The organism is Planctomycetaceae bacterium, assembly GCA_041398785.1.
Taxonomy (GTDB): Bacteria; Planctomycetota; Planctomycetia; order Planctomycetales; family Planctomycetaceae; genus JAWKUA01.
Map to the genome: position 1 here is coordinate 104,883 of JAWKUA010000003.1, position 16,849 is coordinate 121,731.

Genomic DNA, 16,849 nt, shown 5'->3' on the forward strand with positions numbered 1-16,849 from the left:
GGTACGAGAAAAAACAGCGCTATGGATGTTCGCGGGTCTGAATGAACAGCGCCTTCTTTTCTCCCGGCAGCGTGAAGTCGAAACCGCAGGATCGAAAGAATCCCTCCGCCGACGTAATGGCCATCACCTCCAGCACATTGCGGCTGTGAGCCAGAGAAACACATGCTTCCACCAGCCGTTTCCCCAGTCCGCGGCCCTGCATTTCTTCGGTGATCGCCAGACTGCGAATTTCGGCCAGCTTGGACGAATAGATTTCCAGCGCGGCGAATCCGACAAGCCGCTCGTCCGCGCAGGCCACAAAGCCGAACGGAATCAGGTCCTGCAGTTCGTCGGGAGTGCGCGGCAACAGCCGGTTCGCCCTGACGAATCGATCGACCAGTGCTTCCAGTTCCGGCAGGTCATCGACCGTCGCGGGCCGAACTTCGAGGTAGACGGGAGCATCTTCCGAATTGGCTTCGTTCATTGTGTTCTCAGCAGTTGCAGTCGCAGCAGATTCAGCGCCGTACGCGCGGCGCGCTCGCGGAATATAGCCAGATTGCCAGTCATACTGACATCCAGTTCGCGATCAAAGCCCTGCCCGACAACTCGCACACTTCCGCACCTCATCCGAGCGCCTCCGTCGCTTTCGCTTCGCGTTGCCGGAGATGAAATCAGCACGTAGTCGGCAGTTCGACGATCAAGAAGGCTGGTGGCGATTTCGCGAACTCCGCGCAGCCAGTTTGCCGGATCGGTCTCGTTCATCGACGCAGCCGTCGGGAACAGCCGGCTGTAGGAAACCAGATGTGCGGAATGTTCCTCTTCGGTCAGCCACTGCCCGATGAGTCCGCCGGTTGTCGTGCCTTCCAGCAGACCAATCTTCAGCTTTCGGCTGGCGATCAGCCGTGCCACAACGTCTTCCAGTTCTTCATCGTTTTCCGTAAAGACCGCCGTGCCGAGTTTGTTTCGGATCTGTTCGCGAGCCGCCTCCGCAAGCAGGTCGCACTCTTCATCACTTCCCGCGCGAGCAGTAACGGAAAGTGAAATCACCGCTCCGCTGGCCGTGATTCCGACTTCCGGATTGCGTCCGCGAGCGGTCAGATCACCCAGCAGCCGTTCCGCGTCGGATTCGCCGTAGCCGAACGTTCGAATTGTGGAGCGCTTTACGAAAACCTGGCTTCCCGGCAGCACATCCACCAATTGCTCAAAAAACATCCGCATCATTTCCGCCGGAACTCCGGGAAGGACACCGATCAGACACTCCGGTTCTGTCAGTTTCAACAGAATGCCGGGTGCGGTCCCGTGAGCGTTATGAAGAGTCTGGGCACCCGCGGGTCTGAGTGCCTGGACTTTGTTTCGTTCCGGCATGTCTCGTCCGCGGCTGCGGAACAGTTCTTCGATGTGCCGCAGCGCGGAAGCATCTTCCACCAGCGGCTGACCGAACGCCTCCGCCAGCGTGTCGCGGGTGATGTCATCCAGAGTCGGCCCCAGTCCTCCGGTGATGATGACGATCCTGGAACGCTGAGCCGCTTCCTGAAACACCCGCACCATGGCTTCATGATCGTCGGCCACCGTGGTGTGGCGCTGCACGGTCCAGCCCAGAGCTTCCAGTTCGCGACTGAGCCACTGGCTGTTGGTATCAAGCCTCGCGCCGCAGGTCAGTTCGGAGCCGATGGCAATCACTTCCGCATTCGTCCGGGCGACGTTCATTCCCGCGCACTCACAGGACCGGACAGGGGAACCGACGTGGAAACCGCCTCATCACGACTTCGGATTTCCTGGAACACGGTGGTGAGTTCGTCCACGACGCGGCCAATGCTGAAGTGCCGCTCGACAAGCCTGCGCCCGGCGTCGCCGAGCTGGCGTGCCCGGTCCGGGTTCGCCAGCAGTTGCAGGATATGTTCGGCGATCGCCCGGCTGTCGGACGGCGGCACGATCAAACCCGTCAGGTCGTCGGAAATCACGCTCAGGATTCCGCCGACGCCCGAAGCAATCACCGGCCGCCCCAGCGCCATTGCTTCCAGCATCATCACGCCAAGACCCTGCTGCAGAGAAGGCAGACAGAAAATGTCGATCGCAGACAGGTAGGCCCGCATCTCCGCGCCGTCGTCGACGAATGTCACCTGATCCGTCAGTTCAAGCGACGTGGCCAGCCGGCGCAGATTGCGTTCTTCAGGGCCGGAGCCGGTAATCACGATGCGAATGTCGTGACCCTGTTCGATCACACGGTGACAGGCCCTCAAAAAGAACGAACCGCCCTTCAGAATCTCCAGCGGCCCTGCCATGCCAATCACCGGAGCACGGTTGCCGGGAAGAATCGGGTTGTGCTCCGGCAGATCAGGCAGCCGAACGCCTGGCAGGATGACTCGCTTTTCAATCCGTTCCAGCCGCGGATGAGCGGGGATCGCGCTGCGAACACTCTCACTGACGCAGATGATGGCGCTGACCTTTTCCAGCGGCGCCACCAGTGGAATGCGAGTCGCTTCCACCTGGTCAACCAGACTTAGCGCAATCGGCCGATCGAGGGCGTTTGCCAGCCAGAGTCCCTGCGGCAGCATTTCGACGTTCTGTACGTGAATCACGTCAGGAGGCTGCGGTGTCAGTTGGCTCAGGACGGTGCGCCCGACAACACGCCCCCACAGCGGCAGCGCATAGCCCTGCATCGGAAAGATCTTCAACCCCGCCGTCAGATCGAGGTCAACGGGGCTCTGCCGTGCGCACAGCGTGACCGTTTCGATGCCGCGATTCTCCATCTCGCGCGCAAGGCGCAGCGTCAGGATCGACGATCCTCGAAAGGAAAGTTCGCTGGTCAGCAACAGGACTCGACGCAGAGGTTCGGGCATTCAACAACAGAATCGTTGGTGCGGTGGAGGAATGATCATCCGACGCGGGTTTGCCGCAGCATACCAAATCCGCTGACGGAGAGTTCGTTCCGCCGTCGCACAATTCCGTGTCGCGCGCATCGGCAGGGTTGACGAATTCCCTGGGCGAGCCGCACGTGGCACTCCATCGAGTCAGCCACGACTTTTTGGTGCGGCAACTTGTCGCCGCTTCCATTTCGTTCAGTCGGGAATTCAGGTGATTCGAAGCAGAGTTCGGAATTCGCCACTTCGTCGAAATCCAAAGCGAGGCTGAATCATCGCACTCCAAAGCATCGTTTGTGTCAGGAGTCGGTTCTCGGCCAGCCGGGTACCGATTGATCGCACGCGCGAGCCCATCGGAAGGGCGCTGTGTTCGGGAGGGTGAGGCTCCTGCCGAGCCGTTGCCACACCGGGCGCCCTCTGGCACACGCGGCTCGGCAGGAGCCTCGCCGTCCCGGCCATCGGTCGCGCACCGGCATTTCCTTCAGGTCAGCCAGCGACAGGGCCGCGGTCATTCGGTGGTGCGCTGCTGCTGAGCGAGCCATTGATAAAGCTCGGGAGTCGCGTAGGCCGCCGACCAGCAGTTGTGACCGATGTGTTCCATGGTCGTAAACCGGATTCGTTCGCCGCCGGCAGCCTTGATGGCGTCCACCATCTCTACGGACTTCGAAAACGGCACAGCTCTGTCCTGGTCGCCGTGAAACACCCAGATCGGCAGCGCCTTCAGCTTTTCCGCGTCGGCGGGATCTCCGCCTCCGCACACAGGCACGACCGCGGCAAAGCGTTCGGGATGGTCGGCAGCCAGTCTCCAGGATCCGTAACCGCCCATGCTGAGCCCCGTCAGATAGATGCGGCTTTCGTCGACCTTGTACGTCTTCACGATGTGGTCCAGCAGCTCGATCAGGCGAGCCTGCTGCGTCGGCCGGCTCCAGGAATCGTCGCCGGGACACTGCGGGGACACCAGGATGAACGGAAACTCTTCGCCCTGCTCCGCCATCAGCGGCGGTCCCCATTTCGCGACAAGCGGCAGCAAACCGTAACTTTCGCCGCGGCCGTGCAGAAACAGCATCAGCGGAAGCTTGCCCTCCGCGGATTCATAGTCTTCCGGAAACGAAATCAGGTATCCCACCTGCGCGCGGTCGCTGGTTGTCAATGACGCTTCGACCTGCCGGCCCGGCACGGGATCCGCATCCTGTCCAAATACCAAACTCGTGGAAGAAACGAAAAGCAACGCGGCAAGAATGACGATGGAGCGTTTCATGGGGCGACGATGACCTGCAAAGGAATTTGAATGCGCTGGAACCGACGTCCGACATTACAAATCAGGATTGTCCCGGAAACAAGTGACCGCCGCGCTCGGACGGCTAATCGCCCGTCGACGAGCGTCGAGACTCTGCATCGCGGCACCGGGGAATCCGCCTGCCTGGCAGTTACACCACAGTTGCTGCCGCGGTCAGACTTCGGTCAGTGCTGACTGAGGACACTCATCGTAAGAAGACGCGTCATCGGACGTCGTGATGAACTGCTGCCGGGCCTGTTCCAGCAGCGTTCGACAGTCGATCGACAGGTCGCAGTCGACGCCGAACACTTCCAGCTCCAGCGCGACCTCGTCACGGCACTGAATCGCCAGGTCCAGGAAACGATCGATGTCGATCCCGAAGTGAGCTTCCAGCCAGCCGCGGCATCGGTCCATGACTACGGCGTCCTTGCGCCAGATCGCTTCGGCAAGCAGCGAGCCGCCATAGGTCGCCGTCTCAATCGGCTCCGTCACAGCCTCGTCATGATGCCGGCGAACCGCGCTCAGGACTCCACCTGGAAACTGCCATTTTTGAAACAGCCTGGCTGCGACAGCCGCGTGATCAAACCCGTATCTGGCCTGTTCCGCTTCGACAAGCAGTGATCCCCTGTGATCGCGATATAGCGACAGGTAGGAATCGCCGTCCGCCTGAGCCATCACCAGAATTCCGACGTCGGCAAGCAGCCCCGCCGTGTAGGCGTCCTTTCGTTCCAGCACCGTCGCCCGACGATTGACTCGCGACGCGCCACAGGCCGTTGTCAGCGCACTGCGCAGATAATCGTTGTAGAGTGATCTGGCGGCACCGGTCGCGAACGTGTTGACAATGCTGAACGTCATTGCCAGAAGACGCACCGTTCGCTGTCCGAGCAGTGCCGCTGCCTGGTGCAGATTGCCGACCGAAGCGGGTAGACCGTACCGCGATGAATTCACAACCTGCAGCAGTTTGGCCGACATCGCGGGGTCGCGACGAATGCAGTCAACGACTTCACGAATATCAAAGTCTTCGTCGCGGGTCAGATTCAGCAGCGACTGCGCCACTTCCGGAGGAGAATGCAGACGGGCCGCCTTCGCGATCAGCGCATCGATGCCGTCGGGGTCCGGGGGAAGTGAATGCGGCAGCGGATTGCTTGGTGCCATCATGAGAACCTCTGCCGGACTGGGCGACTGCAGTCACGGGAAACTATTCTGAGTCCACATCAACAGTAGCTCACAGCTTGACACCACGTCGTGTTCGTTATCCGGGAAACCGCAGTACCGGGCTGAACCCTGCGGGAATTCCCCAAGTCTCACGCCGCAGCCGATACTTCACAGAAAGGACAGCAGACGTCCGATGAAAACGTGGAACGATGCTCTGCGATCCGGAATCGTCATTCCCGCCTGCCCGCTGGCTCTCGATGGAGACGGAAGGTGGTCTCGGCGATATCAGCAGGCGCTGCTGAGATACTATGCAGCGGCCGGCGCCGGCGGGCTGGCCGTTGGAGTGCATACCACGCAGTTCGAAATCCGTGACCCGAAGCACGGACTGTTCCGGCCGCTGCTGGAGTTCGCGTCACAGGTTTTGACGTCCGCGGGTGCGATGTCTGACTTCGTACGGATTGCGGGCATCTGCGGCCACACGCAGCAAGCCGTCGCCGAAGCCGGAATCGCCACCGACCTGGGCTACCACGCCGGACTGCTGAGTCTGGCGGCACTGCCGGAAGCCGATGACGACGCACTGCTGGAACACTGCCGGCAGGTCGCGAACGTGATTCCGGTGATCGGATTTTACCTGCAGCCTGCGGTCGGCGGACGAATCCTGAGCTATCGATTCTGGCGACGTCTGTGCGAAGTTGATCAACTGGTTGCCATCAAGATCGCTCCGTTCAACCGCTACTTCACCTGGGACGTTGTGCGAGCCGTCATGGAGTCGCAGCGCAGCGACATAGCCCTGTACACCGGCAACGACGACAACATCATCGCTGACCTGATAACTCCGTATTCCTACCGCGGGTCGGTACGACGCATCGTCGGCGGACTGCTCGGGCAGTGGGCGGTCTGGACTCGCCGCGCGGTCGAAATGCTGGAACAGATTCAGCAGGCTGCGACATTCACGGAAATCGCTGCGAACTGGCTGACGAAGAATACTCAACTGACGGACGCGAACGCCGCTGTCTTCGATGCCGCCAACAACTTCGCCGGCTGCATTCCCGGAATCAACGAAATCCTGCGTCGCCAGGGACTGCTGCCGTCAAACCGCTGCCTGAACGAACACGAAGTGCTCAGCCCTGGTCAGGCTGATGAACTGGACCGCGTTGTTAGAGAATATCCGTGGCTGACAGACGACGAATTCGTCGCGAAGCACTTGGATGACTGGCTGCGCTGACGACACACGGATCGACAACTACGGAATTGACCGATACTCGGAAAACACATCGTCCGGAGTTCGCTCGGCGGGAAGGTCGCCGCCGTGCAGCCAGATTCCGTACCTTAGGCGCAGTTCCTCGCCGGGCCTGACCGTCACTTTGCTGACGTCGCCCTTCTTCATCGCCTGGCGGCCGAACGGATTGGCGACAACCAGCCCGTAATTGCGAGCATGCATCCAGCTCGGCCGGAAATTGCCCGGATGACACATCACAGTGATCCCGATTGTCTGCCCGTCAACATTCCCGCTGTAGTCGCACCATGCCGCGGCGTTCCCCCAGATGTTGTCCGCGCCGGAACGGCGTTCGGAATCTGACAACCGACCGCCCCGTACTTCACTGATCGGTGTGGCGACGCGAAAACCGAGACCCATCTCTTCCTGATCTCCGAAATGGAACTCCGTGTCCGAACGAAACGTGGAATCCCAGACCAGCAGGTAACCGTCGTCGCGGACGATGACCGTCAGCGAAAACTCCTCGCGACAAATCATCGAACCGTCCGGACGAAGGTAGCGCTTTTCTTCGACAAACGAGCCGCGGCCGTCACCGCCCTCTGGTTCCTGCACGAATCCTGCATGAACGACCGAAGCCTTGTTGCGCCAGAAGTCATTACCGCTCAGGTCACCGAACGCCAGCCAGATTCCCGGATGCATCGACGCATGGTCGATGGCGTCCGTGCCTTCGATCGGCGGGTGATTGCGAGTCACCTGCCTGCCGCCGGGGACTTTGACGTCGGCGAAATACGGTCGTGGAATCGCCGGGTCGCTGTAGACGTATCGCGCGACGGGGAGGCCGTCGACTGTGATCACAACGGCGTCTGATTCCGATTGAAAGGCAACCTGCTGCCCACCCGGCGATTCTGTCGAAACAACGAGCAGACACAGGAACGGCAGCAATTGCCTTCGAAGACTCGTCATCGGCATCGGGTTTCACGTTTACGAACGGCGCAGTGCTCGAGGCCGTGTCAGGACTTCGTTGATCAGAATCGCCTGTCGAATGCCTTCCGGATTGCGAAGCAGTCGGACGATGTCGCCCGCGGGGGACGCTGCCTGTCGATTTCCGGTCAGCGCCGGCATTTCGCGATCGCGGCTGCCCAGATGCGAGTTCACGCTGTTGACGATGTCGGCTGTGACAGATTCGTCGACGTCGTGGTCAAGATGCTGCGAAACGTGCTGCGATATGTATTGATCGACGTGGCTGCCGATGCCCGTTCCCACCTGCTGCCGCGCTGCAAGTGGAGCCCGCTTGGTAACGGACTGCTGCGCAACTCGGGGCTTCGGCCGTTCCGGCTGACGAACTGCCGGTGACGGCCGGGGTTTGCGTTGTTTCGGCGGAGCCGGCTGCTGCCGTTCAGGCCGCGGTGGACGGCTGACCTGCGCCGACGGACTGGCCGCCGTCGGCCGTGCTGCCAGCGGCTGACGAGGCTGAGCGGGTTTTGCGGGTGCGGCACCGACTTCGGAAAGGAACGCTTCAATCTCACTCTGCACGCGCTGTTTGCGTTCCGGAGCGAGATTTCCGCCAGCCGCCATGCGCCGTGCTTTCGCGGCCTTGTCTTCGGCATTCTTCATCATGCCGCGAATCGCGCTGATGCCGATAATGATCAGGAAAACGATAAGCTTTTCCACGAAACCGTCCTTCCTGATCAGTTAGCGGCGTCCTGCGGTCGACGCCCTTCGCCCGCGATCGCCTGGCGCATTTGCGTATCCGCCTGCACGTTCTTCAGTTCATAGAAGTCGAGCAACCCCAGCTTGCGGCTGCCGAACGCTTCAGCGACTGCCTGAGGAACCTGAGCTTCCGCAAGTACGACCTTGGCTCGGTTTTCCTGAATGCGGGCGATCATTTCCTGTTCGCGTGCCCTTGCCTGAGCGCGCATCTGTTCGGCCTTTGCCTGAGCCACGCGCATATCGGCTTCCGCCTGATCCGCCTGCAGTCTCGCGCCGATGTTTTCGCCGACGTCGATGTCCGCAATGTCGATCGACACGATTTCGTAGGCAGTCTGAGCTTCCAGGCCCTGCTGCAGCACGGTCTTGGAAATCTTATCCGGGTTTTCCAGAACCGTGCTGTACGACGGAGTCGAGCCGATTGCCTGAACAATTCCCTGACCGACGCGGGCGATCACGGTTTCTTCCGTCGCCCCACCGACCAGTTGCTGAATGTTGGTCCGAACCGTCACACGGGCTCGGGCTCGCAACTGAATTCCGTCTCCGGCGACGGCATCCAATGTTCCCGCAGTGCGCTTGGGATCGGGGCAGTCAATAACCTTCGGATACACGCTGGTTCGCACGGCTTCCAGAATGTCGCGTCCCGCCAGATCAATCGCCTGAGCCGTCTGCCAGTCGAGATCAATGTCGGCTCGCTGTGCGGCGATCAGCGCGCGAATCACGTTGGGCACATTTCCGCCGGCCAGGTAGTGAGCTTCCAGTTTTTCGCGTGTAATCGGATAGTTGCGAGTCACACCGGCCTGCACGGCCATGATCATGCTGCGGACGATGACTGTCGGATTCACTTTTCGAAACCGCATCGTGATCAGATTCACGAGCGAAATTCGGGCACCCGTCATTTTGCACTGCAGCCACAGACTGGCGAACTGTGCAAAAACCGCCAGGAAAATAATCGCCAGCAGAAGAATGACGACAATTGCCGCCCACTGCATCGGTCCCATATCCATGAGAGCGCCTTTTCAAAATATGCCCGACCTGCTCATCACGTTATCACGTCACAGAAGAGACGTTATTCTGCCGCTGGCGGATCAAACAAAGCCGAAAATTCTTACCCGGCGGTGTAGTTCTCCGGAACATCGAAGTCAAGGATGTCAGCGTCCACCACCTGACTGGCTCCATTCGTATCCGCGCCGGACGACGCGCCAGCGTGCTGCGGCGCTGCGGACTCTTCAACTAAGCCTGCCGGTCGCACCGATTCCTCAGCGCCGGAATCGTCATCACCGACTTCGGAAGACGCCGGAACGACCGTCCTGGCCAGTGCATCGGACGTGACCGGTTTGGCTTCTTTGACGACAAGCCGGGTTCCCTTCACGCCGATCACCTGAATCGCGGTTCCCGGTTCAATCAGCATGCCGGGACTTTCGGCGTGAAACCGCTCTCCCGCGACGCTCACCATGCCTCCCGGAGTCAGCAGCGACAATGCCTTGCCGGTATTTCCCACCAGCGATTCCAGACCAGTCCGCTCACGCGCGGAAGCGGATGAAGCCGCGGAGTCCCGGCCGGGACCGCGCAGGACGACCGCGTCGCCGATGCTCGTGTATTGCATCACGACCAGCATTCCGACAAACACCGCCGGAATCCCCAGCAGCCAGAAACTGACATACGTCCAGAAGAAACCGGGACTTGTTCCCCACCACGCCTGCCACGCACACCAGGCGGAAATCAGCAGGGAAATCGCCGAACAAATGCCGATGATTCCGAAGCTGGGGATCATCAGTTCCAGTGCCAGCAGGAACAGGCCGACAATCAGCAGAATAGTTGCAAGGACTCCGGCGTCAGGCATGATTTCACCACAAGCAGGTTTCGACGAGTTCCGGAATCAGAACCGGTCCGGGACATTCGCCGCAGCACGGCGGAGATTCTGTCGTGACTGAAAAAGAGACACAGAACTGCCGGATTCTTCCGCGGACAGTATAGACTTTCGACTTCGCTCACCGAACCAAAATGCCAAGAGATGTCCGTTTCTTCAATCCTGACGAAAGACGTTTCTTTCGCCGCCGAACTGATTCGACAGGGGCTGCTGGTCGCATTTCCCACGGAAACGGTTTATGGGCTGGGCGCGGATGCAACAAATTCGGCAGCGGTGGCCGGAATCTTTGAAGCCAAGCGGCGACCCGCGTTTGATCCGCTGATCGTGCATCTGCCGAACTCAGCCGCCGCCGCGCAACTGGTACTGGAATTCCCGCCAGCCGCCGGACTTCTGGCCGAGCGCTTCTGGCCGGGACCGCTGACTCTGGTTCTGCCAAAGAAACCTTTGATTTCCGACCTGGTCACGGCAGGGCTGCCGGGTGTCGGAATCCGAGTTCCCTGCCATCCGGTTGCGCTGCGGCTGCTGAATGAGGCAGCCTGTCCGATCGCCGCCCCCAGCGCCAACCCCTTCGGCAAAATCAGTCCCACCACGGCGCAGCATGTCGTGGACGGACTCGGGGGGCGTATCGATGCGGTCCTGGACGGCGGCCCCTGCTCGGTGGGTTTGGAATCGACGGTTGTGTCGTTCATGCACGACGCACCGCTTCTGCTTCGGCACGGTGGGCTGCCGCTGGAGATGATCGAAGATGCGATCGGCCCGATTCACGTCGCCACCAGCAATCCTGCGAACGACGACGCTGCACAATCGTCGCCCGGAATGCTGAGTCGCCACTACGCTCCCGGAATACCGTTGCGGCTGCGCGCCATCACGGAAAATGCCGTACCATGCCACGGCCTTCGCTGCGGGCTGCTGACGGTCGACGAAGCCCGCTGCGGTGACGGTTTTGTCCGCGTGCATTCCGTGGGTTCGACTTCGGACCTGCGAACCTGCGCGGCGAACTTTTTTGCTTCGCTGCGAAGCCTCGACTCAGCCGGTCTGGACGTTATCATCGCCCACAGGTTCCCTGACCACGGTTTGGGCGTCGCTCTGAACGACCGCCTGGAAAGAGCCTCCCGCAACGACCTGCCGACGATCGGATAATCGAGCCGAGCTATGAAACATTCGCCTACTCTTGTGATCGCCGCTGCCTGCGCTGTCACAGTTCTGCTGCGAGTCATCGATAACCCGGTGGCCAATGTGTCCGGACTGGGAGCACTCGCACTGCTCTGCGGCTCCGTCCTCAGACATCCTGCGGCGGTGCTGATTCCGCTGGCCGTGCGGGCGGCCACCGACACCATCATCGAACTTCGCACCGGCAGTGGATTTTACGAAAGCTGGTGGTTCGACTACGCGGCGTATGCGGTGATCTTTTCAGTTGGCAGGTTCGTCCGCCGGCGTCACTACGGCAGCGTGCTCACAGGAGCCCTGACGTCCGCCGCGGTGTTCTTTTTCGTCAGCAACTTCGGAGTCTGGGCCGCCTGGCCGGAAACGTACGCTCACACGTTGGCGGGACTGATTGACTGCTACACGAAAGCCATCCCCTTCGCTCGCGGGACGTTTCTTGGTGACGTGGTGCTCAGCCTGGTCTTCTTTTCGGCGTGGAACCTTTTGACGGTTCCCGTCGGCGAAGAACAGCCGGTTCACACGTCCGGCGCGGCCTGACCGTCATTCCGCCAACTGCGATCAGACCGGAGTCGGGCGACCCGGAAGCCGGCTTTTTTCTGCGCGACGCGTCCGGGTGACGGACAGCCAGTCACACAACTTCACGAATGTTCCCGCCAATGACTTCCATCCCGCAAAACCGCCAGCAGGTGCTGGACACATACTTCATGGAACATCGCGCGAAGCTGATCGACATCGCCGCCTACCTGGACCGCATTGATCGTGCCGCGAAGGAGGGGGACGGCGCGGACTTTCGCGACGCGGCGTTTCGCGAGTCGCTGGCGATACTTTCCGACGGCCAGCCGCACCGGGCCAAGCGCATTCTGGCACTGCTGAGCGATCATTCGACTGACTTACCGCAGTCGGCTCATGGCATGAAGGGAGCCGCCGGCGCGCCGAAGCCCGCCTGACATTTCACGCGGAAACGCCCGCTCCATGCCCGTCGATCACGACCAGATCCATAAATTGCTCGTCGAAGCGTTCTTTCAGGAATTCATGGAACTGTTCTGCCCTGACGAAGCGGCAGTGATAGATTTCGACCACGTCGAGTTTCTAAAACAGGAACTGTTCACAGACATTTTCCGTGGTGAAAAGCGCGTGCTGGATCTGGTCGTGAAAACGCGCTTGATCTCCGGCGGCGAACACTACGTGCTGGTCCACTTCGAGTTCGAGTCATCACGCCCGGCGGGAAACTTCGCCGAACGGATGTTCGAATACCACTGCGCGCTGTATTCCCGCTTCAGGACAACGATCGTCCCTGTGGCTGTGTTCAGCGATGATGCGAAGTGGAAGACGCTGGTCCCCGACATCTTTGAACTTTCACTTGCGGGCCAGACTTACGTGCGGTTTCGCTATCATCAGATCAAGCTGAAGCACCTGGACTACCGACGGTTTCTGGGTTCCGCCAATCCGCTGGTCTACGCATTGATGGCTAAGATGGCGTATAATCGGCGGGATCGAGTGCGCCTGCGGGCGGATTTCCTGCGAATGATTTTGAAGCTGGGAATCTCAGGAGACCGCGAGAGCATTCTGCTGCAATATGTCGACGCGTACATGGAACTGACTCCGCGTGAGCTGACTTCCTTTAACGAACTGATCATCGATGAGGACTACCAAATGGTTCAGGAAATCATAACGTCGTGGGAACGTGAAGGGCGGGAAAAAGGCCGCGTCGAAGGCCGTGTCGAAGGCCGCGTCGAAGGTCGTGTTGAAGGCCGCGTCGAAGGCCGCGTTGAAGGTCGAGTTGAAGGAAAACTGGAGGCGAAGCAGTCAGTCCTGCTGCGTCAGCTTCAGCGCCGCTTCAAGGCTGTCGATGAACAGGTTCGGCAGCGAATCGAAGGCATTCACGACGAAGGTCGCCTGGATTCCCTGCTGGACCAGGTGGTGGAAATTTCGTCTCCGGATGAACTGGTTTGGTGACGCGATTATGAAATACATCGACCCGCACATCCACATGGTGTCACGCACCACGGATGATTATCAGCGCATGGCGCAATCCGGATGCATCGCAGTCACGGAACCCGCGTTCTGGGCAGGGTTTGATCGATCGTCCGCCCGGGGGTTCTTCGACTATTTCCGCCAGTTGACAGAATACGAACCGCGCCGGGCCGCTCTGTTCGGCATTCAGCACTTCACCTGGCTGTGCATCAATCCGAAGGAAGCCGACGATCCCGGCTTCGCCCGCGAAGTTGTGTCGCTGATCCCCGAATTCCTGAAGTGCGACACCGTGCTGGGCATCGGAGAAATCGGGCTGAACAAGAACACGAAGAATGAGATGATCATTCTGGAAGAACAGATTGCCCTGGCAGAAACTCACAACCAGCTTGTGCTCGTTCACACGCCCCATCTGGAAGATAAGTTGAAGGGCACGCGGCTGATCATGGACGCCATCGCCGCCAGCGGCATTGAAGCCGGCCGAGTGTTGATTGACCACGTGGAAGAACACACCGTCGAAGAAGTTCTGAACCGCGGTCACTGGGCGGGCATGACGCTGTATCCGGATACCAAAGTGACGCCTCAGCGAGCCACCGACATTATCGAAATGTATGGCACCGAACGCATCTGGATGAATTCCGCCGGCGACTGGGGCTGCAGCGATCCTCTGGCGGTCCCGAAGGCTCGACTGGAAATGAAACGCCGCGGACACAGCGACGCGACGATCGACAAGGTCACGTTCAACAATCCGCAGACGTTTCTCAGCCAGAGCCCCAATTTCAAACTGCGATGAAACGTGAAGTCACGATCACGAAGACAACGTTCGGCGAGTCGTCAGATGACGGCTACATGCCCGGCACAATGGCGGAACGTATCGAATTCGCATGGGAATTGAGCTGCGAGGTTTGGTCGTTCCTGCCCGGTCAGGATACCGTACCGCCCGATGCTGAACCCCGACTTCAGAGACATGTTGCAGCGCTTCGCCGACGAGAAGGTTGAGTTCCTGCTCGTCGGCGGATACGCCATGGCCGCTCACGGGCACCCCGGATCGACAAGGAATATCGACTTCCGGGTCAATACCACTTCGGAGAACTCGTCGCGCGTCTACACGGCACTTGCCCGCTTAAGCGCGCCTGTTCATCAGATTGATGAGCAGGATTTCGCGGTGCCCGGAAACGTCTTTCAGATCGGCGTCGCGCCTCGGCGAATCGACGTCATTTCGTCAATAAAGGGCGTCGATTTCCCGGATTGTATCCGACGGGCGGAAATCGTGTCGCTGTCCGGAGTTTCGGTGCCGGTGATCTCCCGTGACGATCTCAGCCGGAACAAACGAGCCACCGGGCGTCCTCAGGATCTCGTCGACGCGGAGATCCTGGAAAAACGATAGTCGGACAGCGGCATGGTCAAATCATTCCGCTCGATCGACGAACCGGTCAATGTTCGATGTTCGCTGAATGCCGGCAGCGCTGCTAACCTTCGTCATCCGGAGCGCTCAGTCGGAGTGGGAAACACTGGTGAGCCCTCCCCGCCAGCGTTTCATTCGTCTGATCGGTTTCCCTTCGTGGCGACTCTCCGTGCAAACCGGTGATCCCGTCATCCAGGTGCAGTCTCTCGGAAAGACCTATACCAGCGGTCTTTTTCGGCGCCGAAAAGTGCATGCCCTGAAGCAGGCGTCACTGGACGTTCCGCAGGGACAGATCTACGGGCTTCTCGGCCCGAACGGTGCCGGCAAGACAACGCTGATCAAAGTGCTGCTGGGAATCGTGCGGCGCACGTCCGGTAGCGCCATCGTGCTGGGCAGGCCCGCGGGGTCACTGAGTGCTCGACGCGACATCGGCTATCTGCCGGAAAATCACCGTATTCCGCGACATCTGACGGGAGATACGGCGCTTGAATACTACGGTTGCCTCAGCGGCCTGTCCGTCGGCGAAGTCCGTCGCAGGCGTCCCGAACTGTTGTCGCAGGTGGGACTCGACGGTCGAGGCAGGGACAGCGTCAGCGGTTATTCAAAGGGCATGCTGCAGCGACTGGGACTGGCTCAGGCGATGCTGCACAAGCCGCAGCTCATCATTCTGGATGAACCGACAGACGGAGTTGACCCGCTGGGCCGTAAGGAAATTCGCGACGTGCTGAAGGGCCTGGCCGCAGAGGGACACAGCATCTTTCTGAACAGCCACCTGCTGCAGGAAATCGAACTCATCTGCGACAGCGTCGCGATTCTGACCCAGGGCAGTGTTCGCAGGACCGGCAGTGTTCGCGAACTGACCCAGGCGATCGAAGGAGCGCCGGTTGTGTTTCAACTGACCGGACCAAAGGAAGACATCGAAGGTACACTGCAGAACCACGACGGCTACAAACTTCGGCAGGTCTCCAGCGAAGCGTTCGAGGTCGAAATACTCGCGCCGAACCAGGCGGATGTCGACACGGCGATCGACGGTCTGCGAGCCGAAGGGATCAGCATCTGGTCAATTCGCCGTCGCGACCTGACGCTGGAAGAAGCATTCCTGCAGATCGTCGGGGAAGCTGCAGCATGAGACCTTACCTGGCCGTTCTGAAGGACTCCTTCCGCGAAGCCATGGCCTCGCGCGTCCTGTGGATCGCGCTGATCGGAATTGTCGCAATCCTGCTGGGGATGGCTCCTTTCGGACTAAACAGCGACAAGGCGACTCAGCTTCGTCGCCGTGAACTGGCGCATGCCGAACGGTTTACTCGGCAGCTTTATGAAGAACGCTCGGCGATCGGTACTCCGGCGGCGCATGTCTGGTCACTGCTGAACCCGGAGCAACGGAGCCGCATTGAAGAAAGCCAAACCCCTAATCCTGAAGTCAATGCGGACCAGCCGCGAAGAGGCGGATTCAACGACATTGAACGCCAGACCGTTGACGCGATCAATGAGCTGCTGGCAAAGCCCGAGTTCTACGACGCCGACAGCTTTCGGAACGTGGAACTCGACGACGAAGCGGAAAATCTGTGCCGGCTGAACAGCCCTTCTGATCGCGAAATCTCGCGGCGCAATCTCCTGCTGCTGGCCGCCGCATTTCCCCGGTCGATTCAACTGACCGACGACAACGCCCTGTCGCTGAGTTACGCCGGGCAGGTCTTGTTCGAACAACTGCCCATTCGGCCCGGCGAACTGGATCAGGTTGTGGATGAGGTCCTGATCGCTGTCGTTGCAATGTTTCTCGGTTTCTTTGGCGTGTTTGCGTCGCTGCTGGTCACCGCCGGCATCATGCCGCGCACATTTGAACCCGGTGAAATTTCGCTGCTGCTGAGCAAGCCCGTCAGCCGCTCACTGCTGTTTCTGACGAAATTCTTCGGCGGATGTATGTTCACGCTGCTGTGCGACGGCACTGGTCGGCGGAATCTGGCTGCTGCTGGGTTTACGACTGGATATCTGGAAACCGGAACTGCTGTACTGCATCCCGACGTATGTTTTTCTGTTCGCGATCTATTACTCGGTGTCAGCCGTGGCGGGAGCCATCTGGAGAAACGCCATCGTCCCTCTGTCACTTGTGGTGATGTTCTGGCTGGGACTGACGGTGCTGGAATCGGTGAAGGCCGGAGTTCAGGAAGGCGTCATCAACAACCAGAGGATCATTGAAATCACGGCGGCGAAGGATTCGCTGATCGTGGTTCAGAGTTCCCGCGCG

18 protein-coding genes are annotated in these 16,849 nt (G+C 60.0%); 9 read left to right on the forward strand and 9 right to left on the reverse strand.

The genetic code is table 11. The annotated features are described in order from the left end of the window. Nucleotides 1-19 precede the first annotated feature (19 nt). From R3C19_04435 to R3C19_04455, 5 genes are all read right to left on the reverse strand, one after another. Nucleotides 20-463 carry a GNAT family N-acetyltransferase gene (locus R3C19_04435; protein MEZ6059589.1) on the reverse strand — a complete coding sequence of 148 codons (444 nt, stop codon included), beginning with the start codon at nt 461-463 and terminating at the stop codon, nt 20-22. Continuing rightward, a complete protein-coding gene (locus R3C19_04440) occupies nt 460-1,686 on the reverse strand; it encodes a molybdopterin-binding protein (GenBank protein MEZ6059590.1) in 1,227 nt (408 codons plus the stop codon). Before R3C19_04440 ends, R3C19_04435 begins: the two co-directional genes overlap by 4 nt. After that, nucleotides 1,683-2,819, reverse strand: a complete 1,137-nt coding sequence (locus R3C19_04445) for a glycosyltransferase family 4 protein (protein MEZ6059591.1) — start codon at nt 2,817-2,819, stop codon at nt 1,683-1,685. The genes R3C19_04440 and R3C19_04445 overlap by 4 nt, the downstream gene beginning before the upstream one ends. A gap of 529 nt (nt 2,820-3,348) precedes the next feature. Continuing rightward, a complete protein-coding gene (locus R3C19_04450; GenBank protein ID MEZ6059592.1) occupies nt 3,349-4,098 on the reverse strand; it encodes a prolyl oligopeptidase family serine peptidase in 750 nt (249 codons plus the stop codon). A 192-nt stretch (nt 4,099-4,290) separates the two neighbouring features. Further along, complete coding sequence (locus R3C19_04455; protein ID MEZ6059593.1) at nt 4,291-5,274, reverse strand: HDOD domain-containing protein; 984 nt, start codon at nt 5,272-5,274, stop codon at nt 4,291-4,293. A gap of 190 nt (nt 5,275-5,464) precedes the next feature. Between R3C19_04455 and R3C19_04460 the strand changes: the two genes are divergently transcribed. Further along, nucleotides 5,465-6,496, forward strand: coding sequence for a dihydrodipicolinate synthase family protein (locus R3C19_04460; GenBank protein ID MEZ6059594.1), 1,032 nt, complete (start codon nt 5,465-5,467; stop codon nt 6,494-6,496). Nucleotides 6,497-6,514: 18 nt separating this feature from the next. On the opposite strand, the gene R3C19_04465 is transcribed toward R3C19_04460, so the two are convergent. The 4 genes from R3C19_04465 to R3C19_04480 all read right to left on the reverse strand — a co-directional run bounded on the left by R3C19_04465 (nt 6,515) and on the right by R3C19_04480 (nt 10,037). After that, nucleotides 6,515-7,450 carry a PmoA family protein gene (locus R3C19_04465; protein MEZ6059595.1) on the reverse strand — a complete coding sequence of 312 codons (936 nt, stop codon included), beginning with the start codon at nt 7,448-7,450 and terminating at the stop codon, nt 6,515-6,517. An 18-nt stretch (nt 7,451-7,468) separates the two neighbouring features. Continuing rightward, nucleotides 7,469-8,158, reverse strand: coding sequence for a hypothetical protein (locus R3C19_04470; protein ID MEZ6059596.1), 690 nt, complete (start codon nt 8,156-8,158; stop codon nt 7,469-7,471). Between the two features lie 17 nt (nt 8,159-8,175). Continuing rightward, nucleotides 8,176-9,195 carry a flotillin-like protein FloA gene (gene floA, locus R3C19_04475; GenBank protein MEZ6059597.1) on the reverse strand — a complete coding sequence of 340 codons (1,020 nt, stop codon included), beginning with the start codon at nt 9,193-9,195 and terminating at the stop codon, nt 8,176-8,178. 107 nt (nt 9,196-9,302) lie between these two features. Further along, complete coding sequence (locus tag R3C19_04480) at nt 9,303-10,037, reverse strand: NfeD family protein (GenBank protein ID MEZ6059598.1); 735 nt, start codon at nt 10,035-10,037, stop codon at nt 9,303-9,305. Nucleotides 10,038-10,208: 171 nt separating this feature from the next. On the opposite strand from R3C19_04480, the gene R3C19_04485 reads away from it, so the two are divergent. The 8 genes from R3C19_04485 (at nt 10,209) to R3C19_04520 (ending at nt 16,800) form a co-directional block, all read left to right on the forward strand. Next, nucleotides 10,209-11,204, forward strand: coding sequence for an L-threonylcarbamoyladenylate synthase (locus R3C19_04485; protein ID MEZ6059599.1), 996 nt, complete (start codon nt 10,209-10,211; stop codon nt 11,202-11,204). 12 nt (nt 11,205-11,216) lie between these two features. Then, nucleotides 11,217-11,765 carry a DUF6580 family putative transport protein gene (locus tag R3C19_04490; protein MEZ6059600.1) on the forward strand — a complete coding sequence of 183 codons (549 nt, stop codon included), beginning with the start codon at nt 11,217-11,219 and terminating at the stop codon, nt 11,763-11,765. Nucleotides 11,766-11,884: 119 nt separating this feature from the next. Continuing rightward, on the forward strand, nt 11,885-12,175 hold the full coding sequence (locus R3C19_04495) for a hypothetical protein (GenBank protein ID MEZ6059601.1): 291 nt from the start codon (nt 11,885-11,887) through the stop codon (nt 12,173-12,175). A 25-nt stretch (nt 12,176-12,200) separates the two neighbouring features. Continuing rightward, nucleotides 12,201-13,184, forward strand: coding sequence for a DUF4351 domain-containing protein (locus R3C19_04500; protein MEZ6059602.1), 984 nt, complete (start codon nt 12,201-12,203; stop codon nt 13,182-13,184). Beyond that, nucleotides 13,168-13,992, forward strand: coding sequence for a TatD family hydrolase (locus R3C19_04505; protein MEZ6059603.1), 825 nt, complete (start codon nt 13,168-13,170; stop codon nt 13,990-13,992). The genes R3C19_04500 and R3C19_04505 overlap by 17 nt, the downstream gene beginning before the upstream one ends. A 174-nt stretch (nt 13,993-14,166) precedes the next feature. Further along, the gene (locus R3C19_04510; GenBank protein MEZ6059604.1) at nt 14,167-14,586 is read left to right on the forward strand and encodes a hypothetical protein; all 420 of its coding nucleotides are present in this window, start codon (nt 14,167-14,169) and stop codon (nt 14,584-14,586) included. A gap of 127 nt (nt 14,587-14,713) precedes the next feature. After that, nucleotides 14,714-15,733 (forward strand): ABC transporter ATP-binding protein, encoded by a 1,020-nt coding sequence (locus tag R3C19_04515; protein ID MEZ6059605.1) that lies wholly within the window; start codon nt 14,714-14,716, stop codon nt 15,731-15,733. Continuing rightward, on the forward strand, nt 15,730-16,800 hold the full coding sequence (locus R3C19_04520) for an ABC transporter permease (GenBank protein MEZ6059606.1): 1,071 nt from the start codon (nt 15,730-15,732) through the stop codon (nt 16,798-16,800). Before R3C19_04515 ends, R3C19_04520 begins: the two co-directional genes overlap by 4 nt. The last annotated feature ends 49 nt before the right edge of the window (nt 16,801-16,849 follow it).